This window comes from Pseudomonas putida (assembly GCF_028682635.1).
Taxonomy (GTDB): domain Bacteria; phylum Pseudomonadota; class Gammaproteobacteria; order Pseudomonadales; family Pseudomonadaceae; genus Aquipseudomonas; species Aquipseudomonas putida_AE.
Window position 1 is genome coordinate 1 of the sequence record NZ_JANHLK010000050.1, and the last position, 19,703, is coordinate 19,703.

The 19,703-nt window shown below is 63.0% G+C and carries 18 protein-coding genes; 6 read left to right on the forward strand and 12 right to left on the reverse strand.

The window, feature by feature from the left end; translation table 11 throughout:
* Positions 1 to 531 precede the first annotated feature (531 nt).
* From NPS56_RS30245 to NPS56_RS30255, 3 genes are all read right to left on the reverse strand, one after another.
* Positions 532 to 1,710 (reverse strand): trans-sulfuration enzyme family protein, encoded by a 1,179-nt coding sequence (locus NPS56_RS30245; protein ID WP_274078049.1) that lies wholly within the window; start codon positions 1,708 to 1,710, stop codon positions 532 to 534.
* Entirely contained in the window at positions 1,707 to 3,083 is a 1,377-nt protein-coding gene (locus NPS56_RS30250; RefSeq protein WP_274078050.1) for a pyridoxal-phosphate dependent enzyme, read from the reverse strand. The genes NPS56_RS30245 and NPS56_RS30250 overlap by 4 nt, the downstream gene beginning before the upstream one ends.
* 170 nt (positions 3,084 to 3,253) lie before the next feature.
* Complete coding sequence (locus NPS56_RS30255; RefSeq protein WP_274078051.1) at positions 3,254 to 3,916, reverse strand: glutathione S-transferase family protein; 663 nt, start codon at positions 3,914 to 3,916, stop codon at positions 3,254 to 3,256.
* 180 nt (positions 3,917 to 4,096) lie between these two features.
* On the opposite strand from NPS56_RS30255, the gene ppk2 reads away from it, so the two are divergent.
* From ppk2 to NPS56_RS30270, 3 genes are all read left to right on the forward strand, one after another.
* Positions 4,097 to 4,918: a polyphosphate kinase 2 gene (gene ppk2, locus NPS56_RS30260; RefSeq protein WP_274078052.1), complete on the forward strand. Its 822-nt coding sequence runs from the start codon at positions 4,097 to 4,099 to the stop codon at positions 4,916 to 4,918.
* Between the two features lie 28 nt (positions 4,919 to 4,946).
* On the forward strand, positions 4,947 to 6,749 hold the full coding sequence (locus tag NPS56_RS30265; RefSeq protein WP_274078053.1) for a SulP family inorganic anion transporter: 1,803 nt from the start codon (positions 4,947 to 4,949) through the stop codon (positions 6,747 to 6,749).
* A 199-nt stretch (positions 6,750 to 6,948) separates the two neighbouring features.
* Positions 6,949 to 8,049 carry a polyamine ABC transporter substrate-binding protein gene (locus NPS56_RS30270; RefSeq protein ID WP_274078054.1) on the forward strand — a complete coding sequence of 367 codons (1,101 nt, stop codon included), beginning with the start codon at positions 6,949 to 6,951 and terminating at the stop codon, positions 8,047 to 8,049.
* Positions 8,050 to 8,096: 47 nt separating this feature from the next.
* Here NPS56_RS30270 and NPS56_RS30275 read toward each other — a convergent pair whose 3' ends face one another.
* The 8 genes from NPS56_RS30275 to NPS56_RS30310 form a co-directional block, all read right to left on the reverse strand.
* Complete coding sequence (locus tag NPS56_RS30275; RefSeq protein WP_274078055.1) at positions 8,097 to 10,550, reverse strand: TonB-dependent siderophore receptor; 2,454 nt, start codon at positions 10,548 to 10,550, stop codon at positions 8,097 to 8,099.
* An 87-nt stretch (positions 10,551 to 10,637) separates the two neighbouring features.
* A complete protein-coding gene (locus tag NPS56_RS30280; RefSeq protein ID WP_274078056.1) occupies positions 10,638 to 11,618 on the reverse strand; it encodes a FecR domain-containing protein in 981 nt (326 codons plus the stop codon).
* On the reverse strand, positions 11,615 to 12,121 hold the full coding sequence (locus NPS56_RS30285; protein WP_274078057.1) for a sigma-70 family RNA polymerase sigma factor: 507 nt from the start codon (positions 12,119 to 12,121) through the stop codon (positions 11,615 to 11,617). Before NPS56_RS30285 ends, NPS56_RS30280 begins: the two co-directional genes overlap by 4 nt.
* Before the next feature lie 120 nt (positions 12,122 to 12,241).
* Positions 12,242 to 12,700, reverse strand: coding sequence for a MarR family winged helix-turn-helix transcriptional regulator (locus tag NPS56_RS30290; protein WP_274078058.1), 459 nt, complete (start codon positions 12,698 to 12,700; stop codon positions 12,242 to 12,244).
* 119 nt (positions 12,701 to 12,819) lie between these two features.
* Positions 12,820 to 13,272 (reverse strand): Ohr family peroxiredoxin, encoded by a 453-nt coding sequence (locus tag NPS56_RS30295; RefSeq protein ID WP_274078059.1) that lies wholly within the window; start codon positions 13,270 to 13,272, stop codon positions 12,820 to 12,822.
* A 63-nt stretch (positions 13,273 to 13,335) separates the two neighbouring features.
* On the reverse strand, positions 13,336 to 13,788 hold the full coding sequence (locus NPS56_RS30300; RefSeq protein WP_274078060.1) for an Ohr family peroxiredoxin: 453 nt from the start codon (positions 13,786 to 13,788) through the stop codon (positions 13,336 to 13,338).
* Positions 13,789 to 14,005: 217 nt separating this feature from the next.
* Positions 14,006 to 14,461, reverse strand: coding sequence for a glycine zipper 2TM domain-containing protein (locus NPS56_RS30305; protein WP_274078061.1), 456 nt, complete (start codon positions 14,459 to 14,461; stop codon positions 14,006 to 14,008).
* An 84-nt stretch (positions 14,462 to 14,545) separates the two neighbouring features.
* Positions 14,546 to 15,442 carry a LysR family transcriptional regulator gene (locus NPS56_RS30310; RefSeq protein ID WP_274078062.1) on the reverse strand — a complete coding sequence of 299 codons (897 nt, stop codon included), beginning with the start codon at positions 15,440 to 15,442 and terminating at the stop codon, positions 14,546 to 14,548.
* A gap of 100 nt (positions 15,443 to 15,542) precedes the next feature.
* Here NPS56_RS30310 and NPS56_RS30315 point away from each other — a divergent pair, with 100 nt between their 5' ends.
* A complete protein-coding gene (locus NPS56_RS30315) occupies positions 15,543 to 16,292 on the forward strand; it encodes an SDR family oxidoreductase (RefSeq protein ID WP_274078063.1) in 750 nt (249 codons plus the stop codon).
* Positions 16,293 to 16,300: 8 nt separating this feature from the next.
* Here NPS56_RS30315 and NPS56_RS30320 read toward each other — a convergent pair whose 3' ends face one another.
* Positions 16,301 to 16,579, reverse strand: coding sequence for a Rho-binding antiterminator (locus NPS56_RS30320; protein ID WP_274078064.1), 279 nt, complete (start codon positions 16,577 to 16,579; stop codon positions 16,301 to 16,303).
* A gap of 249 nt (positions 16,580 to 16,828) precedes the next feature.
* Here NPS56_RS30320 and NPS56_RS30325 point away from each other — a divergent pair, with 249 nt between their 5' ends.
* Positions 16,829 to 18,166 (forward strand): MFS transporter, encoded by a 1,338-nt coding sequence (locus tag NPS56_RS30325; protein ID WP_274078065.1) that lies wholly within the window; start codon positions 16,829 to 16,831, stop codon positions 18,164 to 18,166.
* Positions 18,167 to 18,191: 25 nt separating this feature from the next.
* Positions 18,192 to 19,454, forward strand: coding sequence for a gallate dioxygenase (locus tag NPS56_RS30330; protein WP_274078066.1), 1,263 nt, complete (start codon positions 18,192 to 18,194; stop codon positions 19,452 to 19,454).
* Positions 19,455 to 19,703: the final 249 nt, after the last annotated feature.

The window sequence follows — 19,703 nt, forward strand, 5'->3', positions numbered from 1 at the left end:
GGGATTTGCGGGGTATGTTGGATTTATGGTGTGACACAGATCTGTAGGAGCCGGCTTGCTGGCGATGCGATGGTGGCCGTTATGCCGCCATCGCTGGCAAGCCAGCTCCTACAGGGTTTGCGGGGTATGTTGAATTTGTGGCGTGACACCGATCTGTAGGAGCCGGCTTGCTGGCGATGCGATGGTGGCCGTTATGCCGCCATCGCTGGCAAGCCAGCTCCTACAGGGTTTGCGGGGTATGTTGAATTTGTGGCGTGACACCGATCTGTAGGAGCCGGCTTGCTGGCGATGCGATGGTGGCCGTTATGCCGCCATCGCTGGCAAGCCAGCTCCTACAGGGATTTACGGGTGTGTGTTGAATTTGTGGTGTGACACAGATCTGTAGGAGCCGGCTTGCTGGCGATCGATGGTGGCCGTTATGCCAGCCATCGCTGGCAAGCCAGCTCCTACAGTGGATCGGGTGCAGCCGTGAGAGATGGGGCGGCTGTCAGGCCGCCATCGCTGCGATGGGGCGATCCGAGAAGGCAACTCCTAAATCCGTGCCAACGCCTGCGCCAGGTCTGCGCGCAGGTCTTCGACATCCTCCACCCCAACAGACAACCGCACCAGCGCATCGCCGATGCCCAGTTGCGCGCGGGTTTCCACGGGGATGGTGGCGTGGGTCATGATCGCCGGGTGCTCGATCAGGCTTTCCACCCCGCCCAGGCTTTCGGCCAGGGCGAAAATCTGCACGTTTTCCAGGAAACGCCGGGAGCCGGCCAGGTCGGTGTTCAGGTCGACGGAGATCATCCCGCCGAAGCCGCGCATCTGCTGGCGCGCCAGTTCGTGCTGCGGGTGCGAGGGCAGGCCCGGGTAGTAGACGTGGGCGACTTGCGGCTGGCGTTCCAGCCATTGCGCCAGTTCCAGTGCGTTGCTGCAGTGGCGTTCCATGCGTAGCGCCAGGGTCTTGACCCCGCGCAGGGTGAGGAAGGCGTCGAACGGCCCGGCGATGGCGCCCACCGCGTTCTGCAGGAAACCCAGGCGCTCGGCCAGCTCGGCGTCCTGCCCGACCACGGCGATGCCGCCGATCACGTCGGAGTGGCCGTTGAGGTACTTGGTGGTGGAGTGCAGCACGATGTCGAAGCCCAGTTCCAGCGGACGCTGGATCCACGGGCTGGCAAAGGTGTTGTCGGCCACGCAGATGATGCCCCGGTCGCGGCAGGTGCGGGCGATGGCGGCGAGGTCGGTGAGGCGCAGCAGCGGATTGCTCGGGGTCTCGACCATGACCATGCGCGTGTCGTCCTGCAGGGATGCTTCGAACGCCGCCAGGTCGGTCAGGTCGACAAAGCTGAAGCGGTGCCCGGCGCTGCGCTGGCGCACCTTGTCGAACAGGCGGAAGGTGCCGCCGTACAGGTCGTTGCCGGAGACGACGTGCGAGCCGGCGTCGAGCAGCTCCAGTACCGTGGAAATGGTCGCCAGGCCCGAGGCGAAGGCAAAGCCCCGGGTGCCGCCTTCGAGGTCGGCCACGCAGCGTTCCAGCGCCCAGCGCGTCGGATTGTGCGAGCGCCCGTAGTCGAGGCCCTTGTGCACCCCGGGGCTCTGTTGCAGGTAGGTGGAGTTGGCGTAGATCGGCGGCATCAGCGCGCCGGTCGAAGGGTCCGGCGTTTGCCCGGCATGGATCACGCGGGTGGCGAAGCCCCGTGGCGGGGCATGTTCATCGTGCTGACTCATGGCAGGGATCTCCGCAAATGATTGAGCATGTCGGTTCGGGTAATCAGGCCGTGGAAACCCGAGGCATCCTGGATGATCGCCACCAGCCCACGACCCAGTTCTGCCTCCAGTTCCGCCAGTGAGGCGCCGGGGGACAGGGTTTGCAGTTTGTCGGTCATGGCGCTGGAGACGGTCTTGCGAAAGTGCTTAACGTCTTCATGCACGCCCAGCAGGATGTCGGACTCGTCGATCACCCCGACCAGTTGTTTGCCGTTCACCAGCACCGGCAGTTGCGACACATCCGCCAGGCGCATGCGCTGGAACGCGGTAAGCAAAGTGTCGTCGGGGCCGACGCTGATCACCCGGCCATCCTCGAAGCGCCGCGCGACCAGGTCGCGCAGGTCGCCGTAGGACTTGCGTTGCAGCAGGCCCTGATCGTTCATCCACTGGTCGTTGTAGACCTTCGACAAGTAGCGCGTACCGGTGTCGCAGACAAAGCTGACCACCCGTTTCGGTTGGGTCTGCTCGCGGCAGTAGCGCAATGCCGCCGCCAGCAGGGTGCCGGTCGACGAACCGCCGAGAATGCCCTCGGCCTTCAGCAATTGGCGGGCATGATCGAAGCTTTCCTCGTCGCTGATCGAATAGGCGTGGCGCACGCTGGACAGGTCGCAAATCGACGGAATGAAGTCTTCGCCGATACCTTCCACCGCCCAGGAACCGGGGGTGGGGAGGGTGCCACTGCGGCTGTATTCGGCCATCACCGAACCGACCGGGTCGGCCAGGACCATTTCCAGATCCGGCTGCACGCGTTTGAAGAAGCGGGTCAGGCCGGTGAGGGTGCCCGCCGAACCGACACCGACGACGATGGCGTCCAGATCATGCTGGGTCTGCGCCCAGATTTCCGGCGCGGTGCTGCATTCGTGGGCCAGGGGGTTGGCCGGGTTGTTGAACTGGTCGGCGAAGAACGCATCGGGAATTTCCGCCGCCAGCCGCGCGGCGACGTCCTGGTAGTACTCCGCATGGCCCTTGCCGACATCGGAACGGGTGATGTGCACCTCGGCGCCCATGGCCTTGAGGTGCAAGACCTTCTCGGTGGACATCTTGTCCGGTACCACCAGCACCACGCGGTATCCCTTGGCGCGGCCGACCAGCGCCAGGCCCAGGCCGGTGTTGCCGGCGGTGGCTTCGACGATGGTGCCACCGGGTCGCAGGCGGCCATCGCGTTCGGCGGCATCGATCATCGCCAGGCCGATGCGGTCCTTGATCGAACCGCCGGGGTTCTGTGATTCGAGCTTGAGAAACAGCGTGCAGGGTCCGGTATCGAAACGGCTGACGCGTACCAGTGGCGTGTTACCGATCAGTTCGAGTACGGCAGGGCGGGAGTCGTTGGGCATGTCTTCACCTCGTTGCGCTAGCACCATGGATGGACAAAAAGACGGCGGCGAATCATCGCGCCAGTCGTGAAATTGTTGTGTCTGGACCATAGGCCGGGAACGCCACACTCGCAACCGTCCGGGAGAAAGTACCCCCGACATTGGGGAAGTTTTTTCAACGGGCACGCCCGCTAGCGAAACCGTTGGGGTATGGCCTCGGCAAATGGATAAAAGGCAAACCAGGGCCTGGCTTCGTCGATGACGCGCTGGAAGGATGGCCGTTGCGTCAGCCTGTCGAAATACCCGCTCAAGTGCGGGTGGCCGCCGGGGAAGGGTACCAGCGTGCTGGCATAGAACAGGGCCGGCGCGGCGGCACAGTCGGCCAGGCTGAAGTCCGGGCTGGCCACCCAGGTTCGCGAGGCCAGCTGGCGCTCGAGCATGCCGTAGGCCGTGGCGAGCATGGCCCGTTCCCCGGTCAGGTCGCCGTTCGTCCCATGCAGGCGGTCGGCGACTATCCGTTGCAGCGGCCCCTGCACGTACTGGTCGAAAAAACGGTCCCACAGGCGCACTTGCAGCGCGGTATCGCAATCGCCGGGCAGCAGGCAGTGTTGGGCCGAATAAGCCCGGTCCAGGTATTCGATGATCACACTCGACTCCGCCAACCCGTTCGGATGCGCGTCATCGCGGATGACCGGGAATTTGCACAGGGGCCATAACGCCGAGAGTTCCGCCCGGTCTTCCTCGCTGGAAAGATCGATGATTCGCCTCTCAAAGTCGATCCCATGCTCGTAAAGCGCGACCAGTACCTTGTGGCAGAACGACGAAAGCGGGTGGTAATAGAGTGTCAGGGGCATTCTTCAACTCCTCGTTCCAGCGACGGGATGCCAGGTGGCGAGGCGTCCCACGGATGATTGCAGTGGCTCGGAGATTAAGTCGCAGGCGCGGTCTTCGCTACCTTGAACCATGAACTAGACTCATGCCGTTGGTCGGGCAAGTCAAAGGTCAATTACTCAAGCAAGAGTGGGGGCTGGGTCATGGCAAAGGACAAGAAGGGCGCGCCCAAGGGGCGTTCCGCGCAAGACGAGAAGCTGAAGAACAAGGATTACCTTGAGCAGTTGCGCCTGTTGCACGTCGAAATGGTCAAGTTGCAGGAATGGGTGAAAGCCGAGGGCATCAAGATCTGCGTCGTGTTCGAGGGGCGCGACGGCGCCGGCAAGGGGGGCACGATCAAGGCCCTTACCGAGCGCGTGAGTCCGCGGGTGTTCCGGGTGGTGGCATTGCCTGCGCCCACCGATCGAGAGAAGAGCCAGATGTACGTGCAGCGCTACTTGCCGCACTTGCCCGCAGCGGGCGAAGTGGTGATCTTCGATCGCAGTTGGTACAACCGCGCGGGCGTCGAGCGGGTGATGGGCTTCTGCACCCAGGAGCAGGTGGACCTCTTCCTCAAATCGGTGTCCCACGTGGAGCGCGCGATTGTCGATTCGGGGGTCATCCTGCTCAAGTACTGGCTGGAAGTCAGCCCCGAGGAACAGACCCGTCGACTCGAAGCGCGCATCAAGGATGGTCGCAAGATCTGGAAGCTGACCCCCATGGACCTCAAGTCCTACAGCCGCTGGTTCGACTACTCGCGAGCGCGTGACGCCATGTTCGAGGCGAGCGACAGCGAGCATGCCCCCTGGCTCGTGGCCAACTCCAACGACAAGCGGCGGGCACGCCTGAACATCATCAGCGATCTGCTCAGCCGCATCCCCTATAAAGAAGTGGCGCGGGACAAGGTGGTATTGCCCAAGCGGCAGAAGCCGGGCGGCTATCGCGAACCGGATTATCCGCTGAAGCGGATCGCCGAGAAGTACTGATGGGTACGCACCCGGGGGCCATTGTCCCATGAGCCAGCCAGACGCTTCCCCGCCCGCGGCGGAACCGGGCCGTATCGTGCGCCGTGACACCAGCGAAGACCAGGCTGGCTGGGGCCGCTGGTTCCCCGGACTGCGCACGCTGCGCGGCTACCACGTGGCGTGGTTGCGCCACGACCTGATGGCCGGGCTGGTACTGACCACGATGCTGGTGCCGGTGGGCATTGCCTATGCAGTGGCATCGGGGGTACCGGGCATCTATGGCCTGTACGCCACCATCGTGCCACTGATCGCCTATGCGCTGTTCGGTCCCAGCCGGATCCTGGTGCTGGGGCCGGATTCCTCGCTGGCGGCCGTCATTCTCGCGGTGGTCCTGCCCCTGTCGGGCGGTGATCCCCAACGCGCAGTCGCCTTGGCGGGAATGATGGCCATCGTCTCGGGGGCCGTGTGCATCCTCGCCGGCATCGCGCGCCTGGGTTTCATCACCGAGTTGCTGTCCAAGCCGATTCGCTACGGCTACATGAACGGGATTGCGCTGACGGTGCTGATCAGCCAGTTACCGAAGTTCTTCGGTTTTTCCATTGATGCCGAGGGGCCGCTGCGAAACCTGTGGGCCATCGCGAGCGCGCTGATCGAGGGCAAAACCAACTGGACCGCGTTCATGGTCGGTGCCGCCACCCTGGTGGTGATCCTGCTGCTCAAGGGCCACAAGCGCATACCCGGCATCCTGATCGCGGTGGCCGGTGCGACGATCGCTGTGGATGTGCTGGACCTGGCGGCGCGGGCGGGGGTCAAGGTCCTCGGCCCGCTACCCCAGGGCCTGCCGTCGTTCGCCATTCCCTGGATCACCAGCGCCGATATCGTGCCCGTGCTGATCGGCGGTGGTGCCGTGGCGTTGGTGTCCTTTGCCGATACCAGCGTGCTCTCGCGGGTGTACGCGGCGCGCACCCGCACCTATGTCGACCCGAACCAGGAAATGGTCGGGTTGGGCATTGCCAACCTGGCCGCCGGACTGTTCCAGGGGTTCGCGATCAGCAGCAGTTCCTCCCGTACACCCGTGGCCGAAGCCGCTGGCGCCAAGACCCAGTTGACCGGCGTCGTTGGCGCGGTGGCGGTTGCCTTGCTGCTGGTGGTGGCGCCGAACCTGTTGCAGGACCTGCCAAACAGCGCCTTGGCTGCCGTGGTGATCGCCTCCGCCATCGGCCTGATCGAGATCACCGACCTGCGGCGCATTTATCGCATGCAGCGCTGGGAGTTCTGGCTGTCGATCGTCTGCACGGTGGGCGTGGCCGTGCTGGGGGCGATCGAGGGCATCGGCCTGGCCATCCTGATTGCGGTCATCGAATTCCTCTGGGATGGCTGGCGCCCATACTCTGCGGTACTGGGGCGCGCGCGAGGGGTCAGGGGCTTCCACGACATCAAGCGCTACCCGGACGCGCGGCTGATTCCCGGCCTGGTCATCTTTCGCTGGGATGCCTCGCTGTTTTTCGCCAACGCCGAACTGTTCCACGAGCGGGTACTGGACGCCGTGGCCGCATCGCCAACCCCCGTGCGCTGGCTGGTGCTGGCGGCGGAACCGGTCACCAGCGTCGACGTGACCAGCGCCGACATGTTGGCCGAGCTGGATGACACCCTGAAAGCGGCGGGCATCGAGTTGCGCCTGGCCGAGATGAAGGACCCGGTCAAGGACAAGCTCAAGCGCTTCGGGTTGTTCGAGCGGTTTGGCGAGGCGGCGTTTTATCCGACCTTGAACGCTGCCGTCAGCGCCTACCTCGCGAGCCATGCGGTGGAGTGGCCGTACCCCGAGGAGGAGGCGCTGCCCGGACACCGATAATGGCCATTTCGATCTCCTTTTGGCCAACCCCGCGCTATGAACCGGCCGGGCGGTGGGCAAGAATCGGAACCGGAGGCGGGTGCGCACCCGCCTCCCCATCGATAAATACGAACCTGATCTTCCTTGCCCTTGGCGGTTTTGCCGGGCACTGCCGCGTACAGCACATAAAAACCATCGAGCTGACTTGGGGAATTGATCCATGGACACAATCAAACGCCTATTGGGTGCCACCGTTTGCGGGCTGACACTGCTGGCCAGTGCCGTACAAGCCGAGCAGCGCGAATTGCGGGTGTACAACTGGGCGGACTACATCCTGCCGTCCGTGCCCAAGGAATTCGCCGACAAGACCGGCATCAAGGTCACCTGGGACACCTTTGACACCAACGAGTCCCTCGAAGCCAAGCTGCTGACCGGCAACTCCGGCTATGACCTGGTGGTGCCGTCGAACCAGTTCATCGAAACCCAGATCAAGGCCGGTGTGTTCCAGAAACTGGACAAGGCCAAGCTGCCCAACTGGAAGCACCAGGACCCGGCCCTGCTCAAGTTGCTGGACAAGAACGACCCCGGCAACCAGTACGGCGTGCCTTACATGTACGGCACTGTGTTGATCGGCTTCAACCCGGCCAAGGTCAAGGCCGCGCTGGGCGAGAATGCGCCGGTGGACAGCTGGGACCTGGTGTTCAAGCCCGAGAACATGGAGAAGCTCAAGGCCTGTGGTGTCGCCATGCTCGACTCGCCTTCCGAGATACTGCCGTTGGCCCTGCATTACCTGGGGCTGGACCCGAACAGCCAGAACCCCGATGACTACGAAAAAGCCAAGGCGCTGATGCTGAAGATTCGCCCTTATGTCACCTACTTCAACTCGGCCAAGTACATGACCGATATCGCCAACGGTGATATCTGCGTGGCCATCGGCTACTCCGGCAGCTTCTACCAGTTCGGCAATCGCGCCAAGGAAGCGGGCAATGGGGTGGTGGTCGATTGGCGCTTGCCGAAGGAGGGCGCGCCGATCTGGTTCGACACCTTTGCCATTCCGAAAAGCGCGAAGAACGTCGAGGAAGCCCACGAATTCCTCAACACCTTGCTCGACCCGACAGTCATCGCACCGATCAGCGACTTCCTCGGTTACCCGAATGCCAACACGGACTCGTTGCCTCTGATCAACAAGGAAATCACCGGCAACCCGAACCTGACGCCGACACCTGAGGCGCTGAAAACCCTGTACGTCGTGCAGCCGTTGCCGCAGAAGCTGGAAAGGGTGCGGACCCGGGTCTGGACCTCCATCAAGTCGGATAAATAACCCTCGAACCCATCGGATCCCCCCTGTGTTGAGCCTGGTGTTCAGTGTCAGAACTCCGGGGTGTACTTCACGCTGAACATCAGGTTACGCGGTTCGCCGAAATTGTTGTTGCCGCTCAGCTGGTTGTACGCCGCCGTGTAGTAGTGCTTGTCGAACAGATTGTTGGCGTTCAGCGCCAGGCCGATCTCCGGCGTCAGCTGGTAGCCGGCGCGTGCGCTCCAGACGGTGTAACCCGGCACGTCGTAGGTGTGTTCATAGCCCAGGGTATGGCTTTGGGTGGTGAAGCCCAGGCCCGTGCTGACACGGTTCCAGTCGCCGCTGAACTGGTAATCGCTCCACACCCGCAGCATGTGCTTGGGTGTCCAGGTGCTGAAGACCTTGCCTTCGTTTTCCGGGTCGTCGAGGAACTTGGTGGTGTTGTAGGTATAACCGGCAAACAGCTGCAGGCCGGTGAGCACTTCGCCGCTGATTTCCGCGTCGAGCCCCTGGCTGCGCACTTTGCCCGCGGCAATCGAGCAGTACCAGCCGTCGCAGGCGAAGCCCGAGGCCAGGTCGTTGAGGGCTCGGTTTTCCTGGTCGTAACGGAACAGCGCCAGGGAGGTGTTGACCCGGCCGTCCATCAGCTCGCCCTTGAGGCCGACTTCGTAGTTGCTGCCGATCACCGGCTTGAGCATCTTGCCGCTGGCGTCGCGCAGTGCCTGGGGTTCGAACACGTCGGTGTAGCTGGCGTACACCGCCCATTCGCGGTTCAGGTCATAGATGATGCCGGCGTAGGGCGTGACTTCCCCGGTTTCGTTGGCGGTGCTTTCCGGGTCGGCGTTGACCACGTCGCTGAATGCGAGCTGGCTCCATGACTTGTAGCTGTAGTCGTACCAGCTGACCCGCGAGCCGAGCACCAGGGTCAGGGGTTCGATCGGCTTGACCCGCCAGCTGCCGTACAGGCCTTTTTGCCGAATGTCGTATTTGCTCGGCGTTGCCCGGCCGCCGGGGGTATTGAGTATCCCGTCGTAGCTGATTTCCGGGCGGTCGTGGTCGATGCCGAAGATGGTGTCGGTGCTGTCGTTGAAGGTTCGGGCGAACTTGTCGTCGGACGTGTACTTGGAGTAGTTACCGCCGATCATGACTTCGTGCTGCATGGCCAAGGCGTCGAAGTGACCGATGAGGTTCATGTCCAGGCCGAGCTTGGTGGCGTCGAAATCGGTCACGAAGTCGGCGTACTGCACGCCGCTGCCGTCGGCTTCCAGGCCATCGCCGCTGCTTTGCAGCCGCTGGTTTTTCGACTTGTTGTTTTCCGTCATGCGCACGGCGCCGACCTTGAAGGCCCAGTCGTCGTTGAAGTGGTGCTCAAGATCGGTGTAGACGGTGGTGACATCGATGTCCGAATGGTTCCAGCGCGCGCCGGTGTAAGTGGAGCGCGACACATCGAGGGGGCTGCCGTCGGAATAGCGCGGCAGGCCGCGGATCATCGGGCGCGACTCGGCATCGGAGTAGCTGACTGCCAGGCCCAGGGTGGTGTCCTCGCGCAGGTCGAAGTCCAGCGAACCGTACAGCGAGTGGGTCTTGCTCCATTCGTAGTCGATGAACGAATCGCTCTGGTCTTCGTCGGCGACGAAACGCCCACGAATGGTGCCGGCCTGGTTCAAGGGCCCGCCGGCGTCCAGTTGCAGGCCGTAGTGATCCCAGGAACCGGCCTTTGCGGTAACCGTTACGGTAGGGGCGTATTGGCCGCGCTTGCGCACCAGGTTGATCGCGCCGCCGGGGCTGCCGGTGCCCTGCAGCAGGCCGGAGGCGCCGCGCAGCACTTCCATGCGATCGAAAAAGATCAGGTCCTGGGTGGCCCAGTTACCCAGCGCGTAGGTGTTGCGCGGGATCGGCACGCCGTCATATTGCCAGTCATCGATCTGGAAACCGCGGGAGGTCAGGATCATGCCCTTGCCCACGCCCTGGACGCCGACCAGGCCGGTGGTCTTGTTGGCGGCGTCCTTGAGGTCGGTGAGGTCCTGGTCGTCCATCTGTTTGCGGGTCATGACGGTGACCGACTGCGGGATTTCCTTGAGGGTGTGGGTGCCCTTGCCAATGGTCACCGCCCGTGCGGCGTAGGAGCCCGAGCCCTCAGTGGTGGCGTCGTTGCTGCTTTCGATGATATTGGTCGCGCCCAATTGCAGCGTAGCGCTGTCGGTGGTGGCTGGCTCGACGCTGAAGTTGCCCTGGGCGGTCACCCGCAATTGCAGGCCGCTGCCTGTCAACGCCCGCTGCATCGCTTCTTCAGCGGACATCTGGCCCTTCACCGCCGGTGCTTGCTTGCCCTGCACGAGCGCCGGCTCCAGCGAGATGATTTGTCCGCTCTGGCTGGCAATGGCATTGAGGGTACTGGCGAGCGGGCCGGCGGGCAGATTGAATGGCAGGGTTTGCGTCTGCGCCTGCACCTGTGACAGGCCAGGGCCTGCCAGGGTGGCCAGGGCAACGGCGACGGAAAGCGAGTGGGACCACGGGTTGAACACAGCATTCTCCTGAAGGTGTGAGTGTCAGGAGATAGGTGGGACGAGAAATGAAAACCGGACACGAATAAGAGTGATTTGCAAAAAAAATTATTCTTTGGCCAGTTTTGCGCGAATCAACGTCAGCCACGGACTGTAGTGATCGACCCGGATCGGCAGGGTTTCCGCCAGCGCCGCGAAGGTGCGCGCAGGGTCGTTGAGCGGGAACACGCCCTGGACCCGCAAGTCACGCACTTCAGGGGCCAGGCGAACAAAACCGCGACTGTAGGGGCGCAGCGCATCCACGACGTTTTCCAGGGGCTCGTCCAGCACATTGAGGCGCCCGCCGAGCCAGTCGGCGCGATAACGCTGATCGCCAGAAACCGGTTCGATGTGCCGCGCGTAGAGCAGGGCGGATTCTCCCTCCTGCAGGTCACGTCGGGTGCCATTGAGGAGCGTGGCTTGGACGGAGTGCTCCAGCACCACCACACGACTGGCGTCCTGCTCCTGGGCGACGAGGAAACGCGTGCCCAACGCGCGCACCTCACCCTGGGCGGTGCGCACGCGCAACGGACGGTGCGGATCGGGCGCGACCTGAATCACCAGTTCGCCGTGGCGCAGGATGACCAGCCTTTGCTGGCCGTCGAATTGCAGGTCCACCGCGCTGTCGGCGTTGAGGCTCAGGCGGCTGCCGTCGGCCAGGTTGAAATCCTCGCGCTGCCCCCGTCCGGTGGACAGGTCGGCGAACAGGCTGTCGCCCAGCGGGCTGCGCGCACCCAGCCACAAACCGCCACCGAGCAGGCCTAAACCTGCGATTACCCGCAGCGCATCGCGCCGCGATGCCTGCGGTTGCAAGAGCACCTGGCGGGCATGCTCGGTGTGCCCCGGCAAGCGTCGATCCAGGGCGCGCAGGGTGTTGAAGGAACCGCCCAGGCGCTCCTGCAATCTGGCCCAGGCCTGGGCGTGCGCCGGGTCCTTGGCCAGCCAGGCATCGAAACGTGCCTGCAAGGCGGGCGTGGGGGTACCGGCGCGCAGGCGCACCATCCAGTCGATGGCCTGCTCGCTGACAGGGTCCAGGCGCTCTGTTTTCATGTCGCCATCTCGCTCAGGTAGCACTGGCGCAATGCTTGCTTCATATAGCGGCTGACCGTGCGCTCCGACAGGCCCAGCTTTTGGGCGATTGCCACATAGCTCATGCCGTCCAGCTGGCTGTAGAGGAAGGTGGCCTTGACCACCGTCGGCAGGCCATCCAGCGCCCGGTCGATGGCGACCAGGGCTTCGATCAGCTGCAGCTGTTCTTCGGGGGACGGGGCGAGCATCTCGGGCAGGGTGGACAGGCGTTCGAGATACGCCAACTCCAGCTTGCGCCGGCGATGCCGATCGAAAATGAGCCGTCGGGCGATGGTCGAGAGGTAGGCGCGGGGTTGTTCGATGCTGTCGGGATCGACCCGGGCCATCAGCATCTGGCAAAACGTATCGGCGGCAGTGTCCTCGGCGTCCGCATGATTGCGCAGCCGTCGCTGGATATGCTGCAGCAGCCAACGGTGATGATCGCTGAAAAAGTAGCTCAGCTTGCTGGTCGAAGGAGGTTGCACCGGTGGATTTTCCAGATGTTAGTGTGAATCGTTCTCAATACTACCTTTGAGCGACGAGCCACCGCAATCGGGACTTTCCGGGCAACCGCTGTGGGGGGACCGGTTTTACAGCTTCAGAGATTATTTATCGGCATTGGTCGTGCGGATCAGATTGTTGCGCAACGCCACGATCGCCTGCTGCATCTGTGCGAAATCGTCGGGATCGAGGCCCGTTTGCGGAAAGCCGTCTTCGGTCAGTTCGGTGCGTAGTTGGCGACCGGCCTCGGTCAGGCTGATGCGCACCTGGCGTTCGTCTTCCGGGTCGCGCTGACGTTTCAGGTAACCCATCGCCTCGAGCTTTTTCAGGATCGGGGTAAGGGTGTTGGATTCCAGGAACAGCTTTTCCCCGAGGCTGCCGACGGTCTGGTTGTCCTGTTCCCACAGCACCACCAGGGTGATGTATTGGGTGTAGGTCAGGCCGAGTCGTTCGAGCATCGGCTTGTAGGCCTTGCCGAACGCGAGGTTGGTGGAATAGACCGCAAAACACAGGAAGTCGGAGAGCTTGAGATCCAGGGCGGACGTCTTGTCGGTGCTTTTCATGGGGGGTTCTCTTTGGGCAGGCTGCAGACTGAGACTGTACATCGTATGCGATGGTATCGGAAGAGCACTAACCCTGCGGCCGCCTGGCCGGTCCCCCCGGGAACCGGCCGTGCCATGGGTTACGCGGTCTGGACGTTGATGGCGACGTCAATGTTGCCGCGGGTGGCCTTGGAGTAGGGGCAGATCGCATCGGCATTGTGGGCCAGCTCGGTCGCGACTTCCTGTGACAGGCCCGGCACCCGCAGGGTCAGGCGGGCCTGGAGGAAGTAGGCGGCGCCGGTCTGGCCCAGGTCGACTTCGATGTCCACGGCCGTATCGGCCGGCAGGGTCACCTTCGCCTGTTGGGCGGCCAGGCCCACCGCTGCGATGTAGCAGGCCGACCAAGCCCCGGCGAACAGCTGCTCGGCTTTCGGGTGCGGTTGCACACCGGTCAGCACGTGCGCTGGAGTGGCGCTGCCGGGGGACGACAGTTCGATGTCGAGGTTGCCGTTATGGCCGCGCGAGGTGGTGCCGGCGCTGCTCAGGGTGGTGTGGGTCTTGCCGCTGGCCAGGACTTTTTCGATCTTGCTCATGATGATTTCCTCAGGTTTACCGATATTTTGGTCGTGTGCGACTGTGTCGCATACGATGTTAAGTTAGGCCGTAATAACGCTCAGGGCAACGTCGATATTGCCGCGTGTCGCCTTGGAGTAGGGGCAGATGGAATCGGCGATGTGCGCCAGTTCCGTCGCGACGTCCTGTGCCAGCCCCGGCACGCGCAGGGTCAGTCGGGCCTGAAGGAAATAGGCCGGACCCGTCTGGCCCAGGTCCACTTCGATGTCGACGGCCAGGTCCGCCGGCAGCGCGATGTTGCGCTCTGCGGCCACCAGGCCGACGGCGGCGGTGTAGCAGGCCGACCAGGCCCCGGCGAACAGTTGCTCGGCTCTCGGGTGCGGCTGGGTGGCGGCGAAAACATGGGCGGGCTGGGCAGCGCCTGGGGTCGACAGTTCGATGTCGAGGTTGCCGTTATGACCGCGCAAGGTGTTGCCGGCGTTGCTCAGGCTGGTGTGTGTCTTGCCGGTGGCCAGGACTTTTTCGATCTTGCTCATGGGGTGAATCCTCAAGGGGGCGGTCAGGTTCGATTGGTGTCGTATGCGTTTAGATCGCATCCGATGTAAGTGATAGTCCTCTAGAAGCTGATTAGTGTCAAGGGGTATTTTCATCTCTGGACGACGAACGGTCTGATTCAATTCGCGTTCAATAAAAAGCCCCGGGCTGTTGAGGCCCGGGGCTTTTAACTATCGGTGCTCGACGGCGGGGTGATGATCAGCCCTGCGGCACTACCCGGGCTTCATTGCCGGTGCCTTCGATATAGACACTCTGGCCTTTGCTCAGAGCGGCATTGATCGGCTGGGTCACCGACACCAGCACGCCGCTTTTGGTGCGCACGATAATCTGCTGGGCTTGCTGCGGTTGATCGTACTTTTTCTTCTCGGCGTAGTTGCCGCCCGCCGCACCGGCGAGGGCGCCGGCGACCATGGCCACATCGCGCCCGGTGCCCGAACCGATCAGGCTGCCGATACCCACGCCCGCCAGTCCGCCAAGAATGGCGCCGACGCCGCTGTCGTGGTTGGTCTGCATCTGCGTCATGGTGATCTGCTCGATTTTCCCCGAGCGGATTTCCATCTCGCCGGCGCCACCACTTCCAGCATCGACGGCGGCGCAGGCGCAAAGCACAAGACTTATGAGGGTAATCGTCAGCCAGGAAGCGGTGTTTTTCATGTCGAACTCCATCACCAGGGGAAGCGGTTCATGCAAACGCATCAGCGCAGGTTAGACGAAGGAGACTAGCACAGGGCCCCGGTTTTACTGGCCGCCCAACCGCTGCAGTTCCTGCTGCACAAAATCGGCGAACAGTCTGATCCGGATCGGGGTCAGCGTACCAAAGGCGTGCAGCGAATGAACCGCCAGCGATGGCAGGGGGTGGTCGGCCAGCACTTGCACCAAGGCGCCTGAATCCAGGTCTTGTTGCACCGTGCATTTCATCAGGTAGGCCACGCCCATGCCGCCGAGCGCGGCGCCGCGCAGGCCGAACCCCGAGTCCAGGCCGATGCGACCGTGGGGGACCAGGGTTTCACCGTCGGCAAAGACGATCGGCAGGGTTCGGCCATTGAATTGATAGCGCACGAAGGGCAGGGCACGCAGTGCCTCGATGGAGGTCGGGGTGCCCCATTCGCCGAGGAACGCCGGGGAGGCGACCAGGGCCATGTCGAGCTGGGCCAGGGTACGGCTTTTCAAGTCGCTGTCGAGGAGGCTGCCGACGCGAAAAATCACGTCGTAGGCTTCGCGAATCACGTCCACATGGTGATCGAGCAAGGTCAGGTCCAGCTCCACGTCCGGGTGGTCGCTGAGAAACACCGAGTGGATCCTCGGCAGCAACAGGCGTCCAAGGTCGCTGGGCATGCTCACCCGCAGGTGACCGCGGGCGCCACCGGTGTGACGCAGCGCATCGGCGCTGTCGTCGATGGCGCGCAACAGCGGCGCGACCCGCTCGAAAAATGCCTGGCCCTCGGGGGTCAGGCCGAGCATGCGCGTGGAGCGGCGAAACAGCTTGGCGTTGAGCTCCGTTTCCAGCCGGGCAATGCTTTTGGAGATGGCCGAGGGCGTGGTGCCGGCATTGCGCGCGGCGGCGCTGAACGAGCCGGCTTCTACCGCGCGGACGAAGGCGATCAGGCTGGCCGACTGGTTCAACAGGTTGGACATCTTGTGACTCCGCAGCACAACAGATGTGCCTGGTGCTGGACTGGTTGGCGGGGATGCGCGCGACATAATACTGCGCTCCTTCAACAAGTGGAGTCAGCAGATGCAACGTCTACAAGGTAAGGTCGCGGTGATCACCGGCGGCAACAGCGGCATTGGTCTGGCCGCCGCGTGTCTGTTCGCCAAAGAGGGGGCGCAGGTGATCATCACGGCGCGCCGCCAGGAGATACTCGATGAGGCGATACGCCAGATCGGCCATGGCGCCATCGGCATCAAGGGCGATGTCGCCAGCCTCGAACACCATGGCGAGGTGGCCGAACAGGTGCGGGCGCGCTTCGGTGCGCTGGATGTCTACGTGGCCAATGCCGGGGTCATCACCCTGACGCCATCGCAGCAGGTCACGCCGCAAGAATACGACGCGCAGTTCAACATCAACACCCGTGGCGTGTTCTTCGGGGTGCAGGCGATCACGCCGTTGCTGCGCGACGGTGGCAGCATCATTCTGACCAGCTCCCTGGCGGCGAGCAAAGTGCTCGACGGGCATGCGGTGTATGCCGGTTCCAAAGCGGCCATCGCGGCATTCGCGCGCAACTGGGCGCTGGAGCTGCGCGCGCGGCGCATCCGCGTCAACGTGTTGAGCCCAGGCCCGGTGGATACGGCGATCATTGGCAAACTGGGCGTCACCGAAGAACATCGCCCGGGGTTTGTGCAAATGATGGCGGACATGATTCCGGCAGGCCGCCTGGGCGAGGCCCATGAGCTGGCACAAGCGGCGCTGTACCTGGCGTCCAGCGACAGTGCATTCGTCAACGGCATCGAATTGCACGTGGACGGCGGCATGTCGCTGGTCTGACACAGGCCTCAGAATGTGCAGGAGGCATCGGAAAATACCACCCGGCCAAACTGTGCATTCGCATCCAGTGGCGTAATGGCCAGCAGGTGGTCCAGGCGAACCTCCTGCTGTCCATCAGCCGTTTCAAGGCGCAGAAACTCTTCCTTGTCGCTGGAGGTTCGCGTGGTCAACGCAGTGGCGACCAGGCGTGAGCCATCGTGCAACTCGATGTCCAGTCGATAACCGCGCAGGCAGGCGATCTCCAGATAGTCATGCAGATCGCAGTTCATGGGCCGGTAGGTGTTCATGTCGTTACTCCTGACAACCTTGCAGTTTGAGGATGAAGTAACCCTGTTTGTCGATTCACGCTCATTGTAGACATCACCTCGAAAATCACCCGATAAGAAAAACCGATACCCGCTTAAGGATTTCCCAGAGGCGGGGCAGGCCCGTGCGCCTTTAGAGTCACGCCCAGGGTTTGGCTGGCGGATGGCTGATGGGCCTGTCGCCGCTGCCACGCCAGTCGGAATTTCTATAAAAACAAGAAGGTGATAAGCATGAGTCACGACACGGTCGATATCAAAGCGTGGATCGACAACCGACCGGTTGCCGGGTACCAGTGGCTGATCATGAGCCTGTGTTTCTTCGTTGTGCTGTTCGATGGTTTTGATGTCGCGGTCATGGGTTTCATCGCGCCTTCGCTGACCCAGGACTGGGGGCTTTCCAAGGCGGCCTTTGGCCCGGTGATGAGCGCCGGCATGGTCGGCCTGGCCATTGGCGCCTTGACCGCCGGCCCTTATGCCGACCGCCTGGGACGCAAGAAAGTGCTGTTGATTGCCGTGACGGGTTTCAGCGTGCTGAGCCTGGCCTGTGCCTTTGCGCGCAACCCCTACGAATTGGCAATCCTGCGGTTGCTGACCGGGGTCGCGCTGGGCGCCGCAATGCCCAATACCACCACGCTGCTTTCCGAATACCTGCCGGAGCGCAATCGCTCGCTGTTCATCACCCTCATGTTCACCGGTTTCAACATGGGCTCGGGGCTGGGCGGTTTTCTCGCGGCCTGGTTGATCCCGCACCACGGTTGGCAATCGGTATTGCTCGCTGGCGGCATCCTGCCGCTGGTGCTGCTGCCGTTCCTCTGGCTGCTGTTGCCCGAGTCGCCGCGTTTCCTCGCGGCACGGAATGCCCCGGCCAGTCAGATCGCCAAGGTGTTGAACAAGTTGGGCGGGCGTTTCTCGGCGGCCACGACATTCACCATCAGCGAGCCCCAGGTCCAGCATAAGGCGCCGGTGCGCATGTTGTTCAGCGAGGGTTACCGCTTCGGCACGCTGGCACTGTGGATGACCTACTTCATGGGGCTGCTGGTGATCTACCTGACCATGGGCTGGATGCCGACGCTGTTGCGCGAAGGTGGCCTGTCCATCGAACGCGCAGCGACCATCACCGGCCTGTTCCAGATCGGCGGCACGGTCGGCGCGATCCTGGTCGGTTGGGCCATGGACCGACGTAATCCCAACGCAGTCATCGCGACCTCCTATGCATTGGGCGGCGCGTTCATCCTGCTGCTGGGGGCTTTCAGCCTGGAGTCGAGCCTTTTGGCATTCGGCGTCGTCGCGGCAGGCTTCTGCATGAGCGGTGCGCAGACCGGTCTCAACGCCTTTGCGCCCGGTTACTACCCAACGGATTTCCGCGCCACGGGGGTGAGCTGGATGCTGGGCATCGGTCGTTTCGGCGCTATCTTCGGCTCTCTCATTGGTGGTGCGGTGCTCAGCCTCGGGTTGGGCCTGCCGCTGCTGTTCACCCTGTTGAGCTTGCCGGCCTTCATCGCCGCGCTGGCGATCCTGGCCAATGGTCATGCACGGCGTCGGGTCAGCCAGGCTGTTCTGGCGCAATAATTATCTTCGAACACAGGAACTCGTCATGGCACGCATCATCGGTGGTCTCGCCGTCTCCCACACACCTACCATCGGCTTCGCAGTCGATCACGACAAACAGCATGAAGTGGCCTGGGCGCCGATCTTCGAAGGCTTCGAACCGATCAAGGTATGGTTGAAGGAGCAACGGCCGGACGTGTTGTTCTACATCTTCAACGACCACGTGACGTCGTTTTTCTTCGACCATTACGGCGCGTTCTCCCTGGGCGTCGATGAGCGTTACGAGGTTGCTGACGAAGGTGGCAACCCACGTTCGTTACCGGCGGTTGGCGGGCATGCGGCGCTGTCGCGGCACATTGGCCAGAGCCTGATGGCCGATGAATTCGACATGAGTTTCTTCCGCGACAAACCGCTGGATCATGGCTTCTTTTCGCCGATGTCGGCGCTATTGCCCTGCGAACCTGAATGGCCGGTGGAAATCGTGCCGCTGCAGGTGGGCGTATTGCAATTCCCGATCCCCACCGCGTTGCGTTGCTACAAGCTGGGGCAGGCGCTGCGCCGGGCGATCGAAAGCTATCCCGAAGACTTGAAGGTGGCGATTGTCGCCACCGGCGGCGTGTCCCACCAGGTGCATGGCGAGCGTTGTGGTTTCAACAATCCGCAGTGGGACGAGCAGTTCATCGATCTGCTGGTCAACGACCCGGTGCGCCTGACCGAAATGACCCACGCCGAGTACGCCACCCTGGGCGGCATGGAAGGCTCGGAGGTGATCACCTGGCTGATCATGCGCGGCGCCTTGTCGGCCACGGTGAAGAACCTGCATCAGGACTACTACCTGCCGTCGATGACCGGCATCGCCACCCTGTTGCTGGAAAACCAGGACCGGCCTGTGCCCGCCGAGGTCAACGCGCGTCACTTGCAGCACATGCAACACCAGTTGGCGGGCATCGAAAAACTCGAGGGCACCTATCCGTTCACCCTGGAGCGCAGCGCCAAGGGCTATCGGCTGAACAAGTTCCTGCACCGCATGATCGAGCCGCAATGGCGCCAGCGTTTTCTCGACACGCCCGAGGCGCTGTTCGAGGAAGGCGGCTTGAGCGAAGAGGAACGCGAGCTGCTGCGCCGCCGTGACTGGCGCGGGTTGATCCAGTACGGGGCGATCTTCTTCGTGCTGGAAAAACTCGCCGCGGTGCTCGGCATTCCCAACCTGCAGGTGTACGCCGCCATGCGCGGCCAGAGCCTGGACGAGTTCATGAAAACCCGTAACCAGCAGGTGCTGTACTCGGTGGCGGGCAAGGCGCCGCGCTGATCTGTAGGAGCGAGCTTGCTCGCGATGGCTGTGAGTCAGGCGACATCTCTATCAACGGGTCGGCCGTCTTCGCGAGCAAGCCCGCTCCCACATTTTGATTGGCGCCGAGCACAAATGCCGGGTGCGCTGGAGACCCCCTGTGGGAGCGGGCTTGCTCGCGAAAGCGGTGGGTCAGGCGACATTTCTGTCAACGGGTCGGCCGTCTTCGCGAGCAAGCTCACTCCCACATTTTGATCGGTGTCATGCACA